At 72.0% G+C, this 13,104-nt stretch carries 14 protein-coding genes; 4 read left to right on the top strand and 10 right to left on the bottom strand.

Annotated elements, in window-relative coordinates:
* Positions 1 to 67: 67 nt before the first annotated feature.
* The 9 genes from J7E88_RS08135 to J7E88_RS08095 form a co-directional block, all read right to left on the bottom strand.
* Positions 68 to 805 carry a D-Ala-D-Ala carboxypeptidase family metallohydrolase gene (locus J7E88_RS08135; RefSeq protein ID WP_215178750.1) on the bottom strand — a complete coding sequence of 246 codons (738 nt, stop codon included), beginning with the start codon at positions 803 to 805 and terminating at the stop codon, positions 68 to 70.
* A 214-nt stretch (positions 806 to 1,019) separates the two neighbouring features.
* Entirely contained in the window at positions 1,020 to 1,652 is a 633-nt protein-coding gene (gene def / locus J7E88_RS08130) for a peptide deformylase (RefSeq protein ID WP_215178749.1), read from the bottom strand.
* A gap of 82 nt (positions 1,653 to 1,734) precedes the next feature.
* Positions 1,735 to 2,715, bottom strand: a complete 981-nt coding sequence (locus tag J7E88_RS08125; RefSeq protein WP_215178748.1) for a hypothetical protein — start codon at positions 2,713 to 2,715, stop codon at positions 1,735 to 1,737.
* Positions 2,716 to 2,832: 117 nt separating this feature from the next.
* Positions 2,833 to 4,155, bottom strand: a complete 1,323-nt coding sequence (locus tag J7E88_RS08120) for an HDOD domain-containing protein (RefSeq protein WP_215178747.1) — start codon at positions 4,153 to 4,155, stop codon at positions 2,833 to 2,835.
* Positions 4,152 to 5,561 (bottom strand): HD-GYP domain-containing protein, encoded by a 1,410-nt coding sequence (locus tag J7E88_RS08115; RefSeq protein WP_215178746.1) that lies wholly within the window; start codon positions 5,559 to 5,561, stop codon positions 4,152 to 4,154. Before J7E88_RS08115 ends, J7E88_RS08120 begins: the two co-directional genes overlap by 4 nt.
* A 163-nt stretch (positions 5,562 to 5,724) precedes the next feature.
* Positions 5,725 to 6,021: a mycothiol system anti-sigma-R factor gene (gene rsrA, locus J7E88_RS08110; RefSeq protein ID WP_215178744.1), complete on the bottom strand. Its 297-nt coding sequence runs from the start codon at positions 6,019 to 6,021 to the stop codon at positions 5,725 to 5,727.
* Positions 6,018 to 6,683 (bottom strand): sigma-70 family RNA polymerase sigma factor, encoded by a 666-nt coding sequence (locus J7E88_RS08105; RefSeq protein ID WP_215178995.1) that lies wholly within the window; start codon positions 6,681 to 6,683, stop codon positions 6,018 to 6,020. Before J7E88_RS08105 ends, rsrA begins: the two co-directional genes overlap by 4 nt.
* 248 nt (positions 6,684 to 6,931) lie before the next feature.
* A complete protein-coding gene (locus tag J7E88_RS08100) occupies positions 6,932 to 7,567 on the bottom strand; it encodes an alpha/beta family hydrolase (RefSeq protein ID WP_215178742.1) in 636 nt (211 codons plus the stop codon).
* 411 nt (positions 7,568 to 7,978) lie between these two features.
* Positions 7,979 to 8,794, bottom strand: coding sequence for an SOS response-associated peptidase (locus J7E88_RS08095; protein ID WP_215178740.1), 816 nt, complete (start codon positions 8,792 to 8,794; stop codon positions 7,979 to 7,981).
* Between the two features lie 49 nt (positions 8,795 to 8,843).
* Here J7E88_RS08095 and J7E88_RS08090 point away from each other — a divergent pair, with 49 nt between their 5' ends.
* From J7E88_RS08090 to J7E88_RS08075, 4 genes are all read left to right on the top strand, one after another.
* Positions 8,844 to 9,584: a M50 family metallopeptidase gene (locus J7E88_RS08090; protein WP_215178739.1), complete on the top strand. Its 741-nt coding sequence runs from the start codon at positions 8,844 to 8,846 to the stop codon at positions 9,582 to 9,584.
* A 40-nt stretch (positions 9,585 to 9,624) separates the two neighbouring features.
* Complete coding sequence (gene aroA / locus J7E88_RS08085) at positions 9,625 to 10,962, top strand: 3-phosphoshikimate 1-carboxyvinyltransferase (RefSeq protein ID WP_215178737.1); 1,338 nt, start codon at positions 9,625 to 9,627, stop codon at positions 10,960 to 10,962.
* Between the two features lie 4 nt (positions 10,963 to 10,966).
* Positions 10,967 to 11,980, top strand: a complete 1,014-nt coding sequence (gene rsgA, locus J7E88_RS08080) for a ribosome small subunit-dependent GTPase A (protein ID WP_215178735.1) — start codon at positions 10,967 to 10,969, stop codon at positions 11,978 to 11,980.
* 94 nt (positions 11,981 to 12,074) lie between these two features.
* The gene (locus J7E88_RS08075; RefSeq protein WP_215178733.1) at positions 12,075 to 12,398 is read left to right on the top strand and encodes a multidrug efflux SMR transporter; all 324 of its coding nucleotides are present in this window, start codon (positions 12,075 to 12,077) and stop codon (positions 12,396 to 12,398) included.
* Here the strand turns inward: J7E88_RS08075 and J7E88_RS08070 are convergent.
* A complete protein-coding gene (locus J7E88_RS08070; RefSeq protein WP_215178731.1) occupies positions 12,364 to 13,020 on the bottom strand; it encodes a TetR/AcrR family transcriptional regulator in 657 nt (218 codons plus the stop codon). The genes J7E88_RS08075 and J7E88_RS08070 overlap by 35 nt on opposite strands.
* Between the last annotated feature and the right edge of the window lie 84 nt (positions 13,021 to 13,104).

The raw sequence follows: 13,104 nt of genomic DNA, 5'->3' as shown, positions 1-13,104 counted from the left end.
CGGAACAGCTGCGGCCCGCACCTCGCGCGAGGGAGGTGCGGGCCGCTTTCGTTCTGCGCTGCCGCGATCAGATGCCGCAACTGGGCGCCGACCAGTAGCGGCTGCTGCGGTGGTCGACGTGCGTGTGGTCGTTGTGGCCCGGGTAGCCCGGGCCCAGGATGCCGTTGAAGCCGTGGTAGCGGGCCTGCTGGGCCAGCTTGCACAGCGAGTGCGGGCCCGCGCCCAGGTCGGCCGCGTCGCCGTAGAGGTGGCGGCTGCTCGACGAGCCGCCGACCGCGTCGTTGCAGGCGTACGAGCGGAAGCCACTGGTCACGGTGATGGGCTGGTCGCCGAGGGCGTGGCGCATGGCCTGAAGTTTCCACATGGTGCGCAGGGCGTTGGACTTGGCGGTCGTGGCGCTGACCGCGCCGCCCGACCAGGTGGAGTTGCAGTCGTTGAGTTCGGCGTAGCTGAAGTGTGCCGGTGTGCAGTCGCTGTCCTGGAGCGCGTAGATCTTGCTGAACGTCGCGGGTCCGGCGACGCCGTCCGCGGCGAGGCCGTAGGCGGACTGGAAGCGCTTGACGGCGGCGGTGGTAGCCGGGCCGTAGGCGCCGTCGATGGCGAGGACACCGCCGTAGCCGGGGTAACCGGCGACCCTGATCTGGAGTTGCGTGACGTCCGCGCCGGATGCTCCCTGCGAGAGGGTGCGCGACCAGGTGTAGCAGTCGTCGGCCTGGGCGGCACCGGCCGTCGCGACGACACCGGTGAGCCCGGCAACCATAAGCATGACAATCGATAACAGCAGCCGTGCCGTACGTCTCAGCATGAAGTCTCCCTTGCGATCCCCTGCGCTGCCCGCGGATGCGGACGCGGATGCCTGCGATGAGAGCCGTGAGAGCGGTGCACAGCAGAGACTGGCCGCACGGTCGACGCGCGTCAACAGCCCCTGGGCTTCCGACATTTGTCGGCCCAATGACGGGCGGGTGACGCACGAGGGCCCCCGCTCGCACCGAACGGGGGCCCTCGGGTGGTCGTACAGCTCAGTCGTTGGGGACGACGGCGTAGCGCGGGGTGCCCTCGGCCATCTGCTTCAGCGCGTCCTTGCGGTCGCGCTTGGAGAGCCGGTCGATGTAGAGGTACCCGTACAGGTGGTCCGTCTCGTGCTGCAGGCACCGGGCGAAGTAGCCCGTGCCGCGCACCTTGATCGGGTTGCCCTGGGCGTCCTGACCGCGCACCACCGCGTAGTCGGGGCGGGCCAGTGCGGCGTACGCCGTCGGGACGGAGAGGCACCCCTCGTTGGAGTCGTCGAGGTGGCGCTGCTCCGGGGGAAGCTCCTCCAGCACCGGGTTGCACACGACGCCGACGTGGCGCATGCCCTCGTCGTCGGGGCAGTCGTAGACGAAGACCTTCAGGTCCACACCGATCTGGTTGGCGGCCAGGCCGACGCCCTCCGCCGTGCGCTGGCTGGCGAACATGTCGTCGATGAGAGCGGCGAGCTTGTCGTCGAACTCGGTGACGTCCTTGCACTCCTTGTGCAGCACGGGATTGCCCACGACCGTGATCGGGCGGGAGGTGCCGCGCTCGCGGTAGGCCCGCTCGCGCTCCTCGCAGTTCTCCGTGTCCACGACGAAACCATCGTTGACCTGCTGGTCCGTCTCCTGCTGCGACGCCATGTCAGCCGTACGCCCTTCTCATTACCCGATCCCTGGGCCGGTGCCCGGTCACTTACGCGTCCGTACAGCCTACGGGCAGGCGTCAGCAGACTTCCTCGAGATCCCGCCATTCACGGCTGTCCGGGCTGTCCGCCACCCAGCCGTCCAGCAGCCCGCGCACCAGCCCGGCCGGCGCGGCTATACCGCATTCGCGCTCGGGCGACCACAGGTCACCGGCCGTGCGGTGGCCCAGCGGCCCCGGGTGGCCGGGCTCGCTGTGGTCGTGCGGGTCGAGGTGCTCGCCCTCGCCCTCGGCGCTCGGCATCACGCCCTCGGAGCAGGCGCGGCACAGCAGCCGGACGGAGGAGGACCAGTCCTCGGCGGCGAACCCGGCATCGGCCGCGAGCTTCTCGAGCGCGTCCCGGTCGTTCTCGGTCGCCGCCTCCAGCAGCACGACCCAGGTCGGTACGGGCGAGGGCGCCCACAGTTCTATCTCGTCGAAGACGGGATAGGAGGGCCCCGCGCTGGTCGTCCGCTCGCCGTGCGGTACGCCGTCGTGCAGGACCACCTCACCCCAGCGCCGCCCGGACGAGGGCAGCGGGATGGACAGCACTTCCATCCGCGCGGGGTCGAGCCTGCGGCCCCAGACCACCTCGGCCTCGCCCTCGGGCGACAGCCGCACGGCGGCGCTGCCGAGGTCCATGCCCACCGGCTCACCGTTCGCGGCGGCGGCGCCCGGCACCTTCAGCCCGTACGCCTGCCAGGCGCGGCGGGCCAGCGGCCAGTCCTGCAGGGCGGTCGCGGCGATGCCGACGTTCCACCAGTCCGGGGCGCCGGTCTCCTTGTCAAGGAGGGCGACGGCACGCAGTCCCGCGGCCCGCGCCTGCTCCCAGTCGTGGCGGAACTTGTGCAGCAGCGCCAGGTTGAACCAGGACTCCGAGAGCCAGGGCTCGAGATCCGCCGCCCTGGTCAGCAGTGCGCCCGCGTCCTCGTACCGGCCGTCGCCGATCAGCGTGAACGCGCGGTCCGTGGCCTGCCGCCACGAGGCGGACGGCCGATGCCGTACCTTCCCGAAGATCCTCACGATTCCCGCCTGCCGGTCGCTCGGGTGACTGTCCCGGACGCATACCTGAGTGCCCGCTTCTGTGCCTTCTTTCGCATCCAACCATGCCCGGTCGCAGGCTCGCTCATTACCCATGGGTTACCCAGGTGGCACCCGGGTAAGGCCGCCTCTGGCAAGGACTCTGGCAAGTGATTCCACGACCGCGGGCTCATAGTCGTGACCCGTCCCGAGACGCAGCCGCTCCAGTGCGGCGAGCGCTCCGCCCGCGCTGCCGCCGCTCGCCTGCGCCAGATCCTCGTATGCGTTCACCGTGCGGACGATCCGGGCAGGCAGGGACTGCTCCCGGTAGGGGTCGGCCTGCTGTTCCACCACGGCCGCGACGGCGGCCGGCACCCCGGTCCTGCGGACGACCGCGCCGCCGAGCAGCGCGATACGGCGCTGTTCGGCGGCCGGCAATACGGCAGTGGCCCCGTTCGGCACGGGGTCGAGGAGGGACAGCTGCCCGATGTCGTGCATCAGGGCCGCGTGTTCGAGCACGCTCAGTTCGGGTCCTGAGAGCCGCATCTCCCGGCCCACGGCCGTACTGAGCACAGCGACCCTGCGGGCGTGGCCGGGCGGGGTGTAGCCGGCGATCTCCGTGGCGCGGGCGAGGGAGGCGATGGTCTGGCGGTAGGTCGCGCGGACCGAGGCGTACCTGCGGAACGACAGCTGTGTCAGCAGCAGCGGCACGCAGAAGACAGGCAGCGCCCACAGGCCGGCGACGGCGACCGCCGGCGCCATCACGGCACCGGTCGCGCAGACGGCGGACCCGGTGCCGGGCAGCGCGCGCAGTTCGTCGCGCAGCAGCGGCCCGTCCGGGTACCGGGTGCGGGCCGCGAGGAGGACGGAGGCCAGCACGGCGTCGCACAGGAGTGTGAGGACGAGCAGCACCAGGAGGAAGAGGGCATGGAGGGGGCCGTGTCCGATGCGGTGGTCCCATGCGCCGGAGTGGTGCAGCGGCTGGAAGCAGACAGCGGCGAACCCGGCGGTCAGCACTCGCCGGGCCACATGGTCGAGGCCGGGTCCGCGCCCGCGTGCGACATGGGGCACGGCCCCGGTGAGCACGCCCGCGACGACGACGGCGACGACCTGGAGGGGGCCGTGGCCGGTGGCTCGCCCGGCGCATTCGCCGAGGAGGGCGTACGCGAGGGCGCCGGCGGCGCCGAGCGGGGCGGGCTCCCTCGCCGACGGCTCCTCGAGCAGGGGCGGGGGCGCCCCGGGCGGAGCGGACGGGAGCGCGCCCGGACCGGGGCGGGTCCCCCAGCGCGCGAGCTCCCCGACGGCGATGAAGATCCCGAAGGCGAGGGCGATCCCGGGCTCGGCCAGGCCGTGCCAGGCGACGCGGCCGAGGGCGGCGACGGTGACAGCGGCGGCGGCCGCGTACACCGCGACGACGGCCCGGTCCGGCAGTGCCGCGGTCATCCGGTCCGCACCCGCCGCGGGGCTCCGGGTGTCTCCTCCCGCGCCCGAACCGCGGGTACGGCCGGACCCGCCGGACCCTCAGGATCCTCGGGTGACGCCGAGTCCGCGGGTGCGGCCGGATCCGCGGGTGACGCCTCGTCCGAGGTGACGGCCGTCTCCCAGCCCTCGCGCTCCAGTGCCCGCGCCAGGGCTGTCACCATCCGGGGGTCGAACTGCGTCCCCGCGCAGCGCTCCAGTTCCTCCAGGGCCGCGGCCACCGGCCGTGCCCGCCGGTAGGAGCGGGTCGAGGTCATCGCGTCGAACGCGTCCGCGACCGCGACCACCCGCGCGAACTCGGGGATCAGGTCCCCGGCGAGCCCGTACGGGTAGCCGCTGCCGTCCAGCCGCTCGTGGTGGTGCAGGATGGCCGACCGCGCCTCGCCGAGGAATCCGATGCCGCGCACCATCTCGTGGCCGTACTCGGGGTGCAGCTCGATCACGCGTCGCTCGTCTGGCGTCAGCGGCCCCTCCTTGCGCAGGATGCGCGTCGGTACGCCGAGTTTGCCGACGTCGTGCAGTATCCCGGCGAACCGGAGCAGTTCCAGCCGCTCGTCCGCCATGCGCAGCTCGCGTGCGATCAGTACGGAGGCTCGGCCGACCCGTTCGCTGTGACCGCGGGTGTACCGGTCCTTGATGTCGACGGCCTGGACGAGGGCGCGGATGGTCGCCTGGTGGGCCGCGCGCTCGCGGTGGTACTGGGCGAACATCCAGCTGGAGACGTACATGGGCAGCAGGACGACCAGGGCGGACACCGCCCCGTAGGAGCTGCGCCAGAGGACGGCCATCATCAGCCCGGCGAGGCCGTGCACACAGTAGGGGGCGGGTGACGCGGGCAGCAGCGCCCGCCCGGCCCTGCGCGGCGGCAGGTGCTCCGCCGTCGTGCGGATGCCGCCGTCGAGCGCGCCGAGCACGAGCCAGAAGGCGAGCGCGCCGGCGAGCGCCGGCACCAGCACGTGGGGGAAGTCCGGGGCGGTCAGGCTCCGTTCGCCGCCGCTGAGCCGGTACGCCTGGGCCGCTGCCCAGGTCGAGAGCGCCAGCTGGGCGGCGTGCCAGGCACGGCGCGCCCCGGGCGAGGGCCGGCCGGCCGGACCCAGCAGCGCTCCGGGGACGGGGACGAGCGCGGCGGCCGGGGCGGGCAGCAGGAAGGCGGCCGCCAGCAGTACGGGGAAGAAGGAACCGGCGCCGACCGGCGCCGAGTGGCCGGGCCGGAAGCGGGCGGGCATCTCGCACGCCGCATAGAGACCGGCGAGCAGGACGACCGCTGTCCAGCCGACGTCGGGGGCCGTCACGGCCGGGGCCGCGCAGACCACGGCGCCCACGACGGCACCGGCGATGAAGGCGTGTGCCGCCTTCGGTATGGCCGTCACTGCCCCGCACCCTCCTCGACTCCAGCGACGCACACGCTAGCGAGGTGAGAGGTGAGGGGCGGCGGTACGGGAGCCGTTCGCACGTACGGGTGAAGATCACGGATATGCGTGAGGCGCGCCGCGATCCGCGCCGCGCCTCGGTGTGGGCCAGGGACGAGAGGGGCTACTCCTGCGCCGTCGCCACGTCCTGCTCGGGCACTGCCTGTCCCGAGCGGATCAGATCGATACGCCCCATGACCTTGGCCCGCAGGTCGCTGGGCACATCGTCCTGCCCGCAGCACCGCTTGACCAGCTTCTTCACCGCCTGCTCAAGGCCGTACTTCTCCAGGCAGGGGGAGCACTCCTCGAAGTGCACCTCGAACTTGGTGCAGTCGCTGTCGGGCATCTCGTGGTCGAGGAACTCGTAGAGATGGTCCAGGACTTCAGAGCAGTCCGTCTCGTGCGGCTCTCCGCAGCTCATGAGCCCGAGCCTTTCGCGTCGTTCGACTCCCCCGCACCGGCCGGGACGAGCCCTCGCTCGCGGGCGTAGTCCTCGAGCATGCCGCGCAGCTGTCGGCGGCCCCGGTGCAGGCGGGACATCACCGTGCCGATGGGTGTTCCCATGATGTCCGCGATCTCCTTGTACGCAAAGCCCTCTACGTCGGCGAGATAGACCGCGATCCGGAACTCTTCGGGGATCGCCTGAAGGGCGGCCTTGACGTCCGAATCCGGCAGATGGTCGAGAGCCTGCGACTCAGCGGAACGCAGCCCCGTCGACATGTGCGACTCGGCGCGCGCGAGCTGCCAGTCCTCGATCTCCTCCGCAGCGCTGCGCTGGGGCTCGCGCTGCTTCTTGCGGTAGGAGTTGATGAAGGTGTTCGTGAGGATCCGGTACATCCACGCCTTGAGGTTGGTGCCCTCGCGGAACTGGTGGAACGAGCCGTACGCCTTGGCATACGTCTCCTGTACGAGGTCCTCCGCATCGGCGGGATTGCGCGTCATGCGCAGCGCGGCCGAGTACATCTGGTCGAGGTAGCCGAGAGCGTCCCGCTCGAAACGGGCATTGCGCTCGGCGGCCGTCTCCTCGGACTGCTCCGCCCGGCCGTCGTCGGTCCCTGCGTCGGTCCCAGTGACCGCACCCACCTCCTCCAACGCTGTGACGGAGCCGAAACCGGACCCGCTCGAATCGGAGAATAGTCGACCATGCTGCGACGGGGCCTGCCGATTCACGCCGCCCACCGCCGGAACCGGCCCGCTCTTGCCCTGCGACAGCACCGTCCACTCCAACCCTGTGGTGTGCTCGGCTGTCGGGCAGAAGGTCGTACCCATGCGGTGGACTCCCTACTCCTTGCTCTGTACTGACATCCGCCTCAACAGAGGGCGCCCGCGTCTCATTCCCGCAGCGCGGCTGTCCAACGGGTCACAGCGTCGGTGATCGTCCTGAGGGTCTCGGCCTCGTCGGTCCCCGCCTTCTTGGGCACGGCGAACCCATGATCGGCGAAGGGGACTTCGACGAGTTCGTACGGGCCGTCGGGGAATTCCGCGGGCTTGCCGAAGGGATCGTTGCCGCCCTGTACGACAAGGGTGGGCACACCCGTCCCGAGCAGTTCGTCGGCGCGGGACTTCTCCGGGCGGCCGGGCGGATGCAGCGGGAAGCTCAGCGCGAGCACGCCCACCGCGCCGAGCTCCGCGGCCGTGCGGCAGGCGACACGCGCCCCGGCGCTGCGGCCACCGGCGACGACGGGCAGCCCGGGCTTCGCCAGGGCGGGCCAGACGCCGCGCCACCCGGTGTCGAGTGTCTTCGGAGCGGGGGCGAGCTTCTTGCCGGCGACGCGCCAGGGCTGTTCGACGAGGGCGACGGTGACGCCGTGTGCGGGCAGGGCGCGGGCGATCGCCCGCAGGTCCCGGGCCTCGATCCCGCCGCCGGCGCCATGGCCGAGCGCGAGGACGAGGCCGGCGTGTCTGCCGTCGAACCAGGTGACGCGGGCGTCGCCGCCGGCGACGTCGATGATCTCTTTCCGCTCCATCGGACCATTCTGACGCGGGACCGCTGCGCGGGGCTGTTCCCCACACCGCGCTCCCCCTATGGCCTGGCGGCCGTGGGGTACCCCGGCGAAGCCAGGGGGCCCCATCCCGAACCGGGGCGTCGCCCCAGACCCCGTTGCCGCCCTTCGAGCGGTGTCCTCTTGCTCCCCTGGGCTCTGCCCGGGGGAGTTCCGGACCGGCTGACTTCGCGGAGCAAAACCCAGCCTCGCCGGGGGGGCACTCCCCTGGCGTCGCCGGGGGACCCGAGCCCACGGCCGCCGGCCATAGGGGAGTGTGAGTCGCACGCGTCCGGCGGTGGTCCCACGCCCGCAGGGCGTAGGGCAGCGCGGGTCCCGTGGGGTTTCCCACGCCCACAGGGCGTAGGGCAGCGCGAACGGGGAACGCCCGCAGGGTCAGAACAGCACCGGTGCCTCCGGCCCCGACAGCTCCTCCAGCAGCTCCGGGCCGTTGTTGCGCACATTGCTGACAGCCGTCGTCACCGCGTACGCCCGCATCAGCCCCTCCGGCGGCGCCGTGAGCAGCGCCCGGACCTCGTCGGGGTCCGTCGTGGACGGGTCCAGCCACGCGTCCCAGCGGTCCGGTGTCAGCATCAGCGGCATACGGGGGTGGATGTCGGAGAGCGAGCGCGGTCCCTCGGCCGGCGCCACGCCCAGCGGTCCCTTCTCCGCCTCCGTGGTGATCACCGAGCACGTCACCCACCACGCCTGCGAGTGGTCGTCCGGCAGCGTCCGGTCGCGCCAGAACTCGTAGACGCCCGCCATCGCGAACACCGACCCGTCCGCCGGGGTCACGAAGTACGGCTGCTTCCGGGGGCGCTTCTTCCTGCCCTCGACCTCGAGGTCGCGCTCTCCGGTCCCGGTCACCCACTCGTAATAGCCGTCGGCCGGCAGGATGCAGCGGCGCGAGAGGAAGGGCCTGCGGAACGACGGCTTCTCGTGGACCGTCTCCGCCCGCGCGTTGATCATCCGGGCAGCGCCCTCGGGTGACTTGGCCCACGACGGCACCAGGCCCCACTTCAGCGCGCGCATCTGGCGAACCGGACGCCGGTCCCCGGCGTCCTTCACAGGACGTTCGAGGATCGCGTAGACCTCCTTGGTCGGGGCCACGTTCCAGTCGGGAGCGAGAGTCTCCTCCGGCTCCCACTTCTCGACGTGGAACGTCCCGACGAGATCCTCGGGTCTACGGCTGGCTGCATACCTCCCACACATAAGTGCCACACTGCCACTTCCGTACGCCGTCCGAGGAGCCGCCCGCGAAATGGTCACGACACACACCGCCACGGTCCTCGGCAGCGCGACGCTCGCCGACTTCTGGGACCGGCTGTTCGGCACCCAGAGTCCGCCCGCTGTCTGGCTCGTCGTCGTCACCGGCGTCGTCGCGCTCGCCGCCGTCATACCCGGCAGCCTGTGGCGGGTCTCCAGGAACGCCGTCACCATCGCCCACGAGGGCGGCCACGGCCTTGTGGCATTGCTCACCGGCCGTTCTCTGCAAGGCATCAGGCTGCACTCGGACACCAGCGGCCTCACCGTGAGCCGGGGCAGACCGACCGGGCTGGGCATGGTCCTGACCGCGGCCGCGGGCTACACCGCCACCCCGCTCCTCGGTCTCGGCGGCGCCTGGCTGCTGGCCGCGCACCACATCACCCTGCTGCTGTGGGCGGCGACGGCACTGCTGCTGGCGCTGCTGGTCATGGTCCGCAACGCCTACGGCGTCCTCACCGTCACCCTGACCGGGGCCGCCTTCCTCCTCGTGTCCTGGCTGACGGAACCCGGCGTGCAGTCCGTCTTCGCGTACACGGCCGTGTGGTTCATGCTGCTCGGCGGCGTACGTCCGGTGTTCGAGCTGCAGTCCAAGCGCCGCCACGGCGGGGCGCCGGACTCCGACGCGGACCAGCTCGGCCGGCTCACCCATGTGCCGCCGGTCGTATGGCTGGCGTTCTTCCATCTGGTGGCCTTCTGTTCGCTGATCGGCGGAGGACGCTGGCTGCTCGGGCTCTGACCTCGGGGGCGGTCGGCGCCGAGCCACTAAAGTGAGGGCCATGACCGACAGCACCGTGCACCCCGCCCTCTGGCCCGCCCCCTACGCGACCGGAGCCGTCGAAGCGACGGTCACCGTGCCCGGATCCAAATCGGTCACGAACCGCGCGCTGGTGCTGGCCGCCCTCGCCGCCGAGCCGGGCTGGCTGCGCCGCCCGCTGCGGTCCCGCGACACCCTCCTGATGTCGGCCGCGCTGCAGGCGATGGGCGTCGGCATCGAGGAGACGGTCTCCTCCAGCACGACGGGCGGCGCCGGTGAGGCGTGGCGCGTCATCCCGACGGGTCTGCACGGCCCGGCCACGGTGGACGTCGGCAACGCCGGCACGGTGATGCGGTTCCTGCCGCCCGTCGCCGCGCTCGCCGACGGCCCGATCCGTTTCGACGGCGATCCCCGGTCCTACGAGCGTCCCCTCGGCGGAGTGATCGGTGCGCTGCGCACGCTCGGCGCCCGTATCGACGACGACGACCGCGGCGCGCTGCCGATGACGGTGCACGGCGGCGGGGCGCTGGACGGCGGGGCGGTGCGGATCGACGCCTCGTCCTCGTCGCAGTTCGTGTCCGCGCTGCTGTTGTCGGCGCCTCGCTTCAACCAGGGGGTCGAGGTGCGTCACGTGGGCGGCCGACTGCCCTCGATGCCGCACATCCGGATGACCGTCGACATGCTCCGCGCGGTCGGCGCGCAGGTCGACGAGCCGGAGACGGGCGGCGAGCCGGACGTCTGGCGGGTCTCGCACAGCGCCCTGCTGGGCCGCGACCTGACGGTCGAGCCGGACCTGTCCAATGCGCAGCCCTTCCTGGCGGCCGCGCTGGTGACCGGCGGCCGGGTCACGATCCCGGACTGGCCCGAGCGCACCACCCAGCCCGGTGACGCGCTGCGCGAGATCTTCACCGAGATGGGCGGCTCGTGCGAGCTGACGACGACGGCTGACGGCACGGCGCTGGTGTTCACCGGCAGCGGCCGTATCCACGGCATCGACGTGGATCTGGGCGAGGTCGGCGAGCTCACCCCGGGCATCGCCGCGGTGGCGGCGCTCGCCGACTCGCCGTCCACGCTGCGCGGTGTGGCGCATCTGCGGCTGCACGAGACCGACCGGCTGGCGGCGCTCACGAAGGAGATCAACGAGCTCGGCGGGGACGTCACCGAGACCGACGACGGCCTGCACATCCGCCCGCGCCCGCTGCACGGCGGCGTCTTCCACACCTACGACGACCACCGCATGGCGACGGCCGGTTCGATCATCGGTCTCGCGGTGAAGGACGTGCAGATCGAGAACGTGGCGACCACCTCCAAGACCTTGCCCGACTTCCCGCGGATGTGGGCCGAAATGCTCGGGGCCTGACGTCATGCGCCGCTACGGCAAGCACACCGACGAGGACGACATCCGCTCCCGCCCCAACCGCAAGGGCAACCGTCCGCGCACCAGCATCCGGCCCAAGCATGAGGACGCGGCGGAGGGCGTGGTCCTCACCGTCGACCGGGGGCGGCTGACGTGCCTGGTCGAGGACCGGATCGTCATGGCGATGAAGGCCCGTGAGCTGGGCCGCAAGGCGGCGGTCGTCGGCGACCGGGTCGGCATCGTCGGTGATCTGTCGGGCGCCAAGGACACCCTGGCCCGGATCGTACGGATCGAGCCGCGCAGGTCGGTGCTGCGGCGTACGGCCGATGACGACGATCCCTTCGAGCGCGTGGTCGTCGCCAACGCGGACCAGCTCGCGATCGTCACCGCGCTCGCCGACCCCGAGCCGCGCCCGCGCCTGATCGACCGCTGTCTGGTCGCGGCGTACGACGGCGGTCTGGAGCCGCTGCTCGTCCTGACCAAGTCGGACCTCGCCCCGCCGGACCAGCTGCTGGAGATGTACGGCGCGCTCGGTGTGCCCCATGTGGTCACCACCCGCGAGGAGTTCGTGGACGGGCTCGCGGCGGAGCGCGTCCGCGAGCACTTGGTGGGCAGGACGACGGCGTTCGTCGGGCACTCGGGCGTGGGCAAGACGACGCTGGTGAACGCGCTGGTGCCACAGGAGCGGCGACGCAGCACCGGCCTGGTCAACGCGGTCACCGGCCGGGGCCGGCACACGACCACCTCCGCGCTCGCCCTGCCGCTCGCGGACGAGAAGGGCGGCTGGGTGATCGACACTCCGGGCGTGCGGTCGTTCGGCCTGCATCATGTCGATCCCTCCCGGGTCATCCATGCGTTCCCGGATCTGGAACCGGGCACGGAGGGCTGTCCGCGGGCCTGCTCGCACGACGAGCCGGACTGTGCGCTGGACGACTGGGTGGCCGAGGGCCATGCGGATCCGGCCCGGCTGTACTCGCTGCGTCGGCTGCTGGCGACGCGGGAGCGACGCGAAGGCGACTGAGACGTCCACGTTTGCGGCCTGCGGCGGTTGGTAAGTGCATAATCGCACCAAGTCAGACCAAGCAGTCACCGATGACGCGGGAGGCCCAAGAGCGATGGCGTGGCTGCTGGTGGTGGTCGCAGGGCTTCTGGAGACAGGCTTCGCGGTCTGTCTCAAACTGTCGCACGGCTTCACCCGGTTCTGGCCGACGGTCGCCTTCGCGGTGTTCGCCCTCGGCAGTTTCGGCCTGCTGACCCTGTCGCTGCGGAAGCTCGACGTGGGGCCCGCGTATGCCGTGTGGACGGGCATCGGCGCGGCGGGTACGGCCGTCTACGGCATGATCTTCCTCGGGGACCTGGTCTCCACCCTCAAAATCGTCTCGATCACGCTGGTGATCGTCGGCGTCATCGGTCTGCAGCTCTCGGGCTCTTCGCAATAACGGCCGCCCCGAGCCCGTCCAGCGCGGCCCGCACCAGCTGGGCGAGCCCCTCGCCCACGGGCGCGACGACACAGGACAGCGCCAGGCGCACGGCGAGTTCGCAGCGCTGCGGCAGATCCGCCGGATCCTCGGTCGTGCGTCCCTCCCGCGACCGGCGTGCCTGCCGGACGGCGTTACGCGACCGGTCCCGTACGGCCGCGAGCAGCTCGGCCGGAGCGGGCAGAGGGGCGTCGGCCCGGCGCTGGGCCGGTACCACGGACCGCCCGGCGCCCCGGCGCACCGGGCGCGGCGCGGGCAGCCGCTCGCTCCAGCAGCCGGTGAGCAGAGCGCGCAGCAGCGGCCTGGTGCGGGCCTCGCCGACGGTCCACTCGGCGAGTGACACGAGCCGTTCGGCCGGTTCGGTCCGCTGGGCCATCAGCCGTTCCACACCGCGCAGATACCGGTCGGTCTCGCGCCGCATCAGGGCGCGGGCGAGGCCGTCCTTGCTGCCGAACTCGTTGTAGAGCGTCTGGCGGGACACCCCCGCGGCACCGGCGACGTCGGTCATCCGCACGCCCGACCAGGGGAGTTCGCCGAGTGCCGCGAGCGCGGCGTCCAGCAGGGACTCTCGAGCTGCGGGCATCGTCGCCTCCCGGGCCGGGCGTATGTGGGCACAGGGTTGACGGGCCCGGCGACGCTGTCAAGGGACACGGCACCGCGTCAGCCG

It is taken from the genome of Streptomyces sp. ISL-10 (assembly GCF_018614575.1).
In the GTDB taxonomy this organism is placed as follows: Bacteria; Actinomycetota; Actinomycetes; order Streptomycetales; family Streptomycetaceae; genus Streptomyces.
This window is presented reverse-complemented; position numbering and strand designations above follow the sequence as displayed.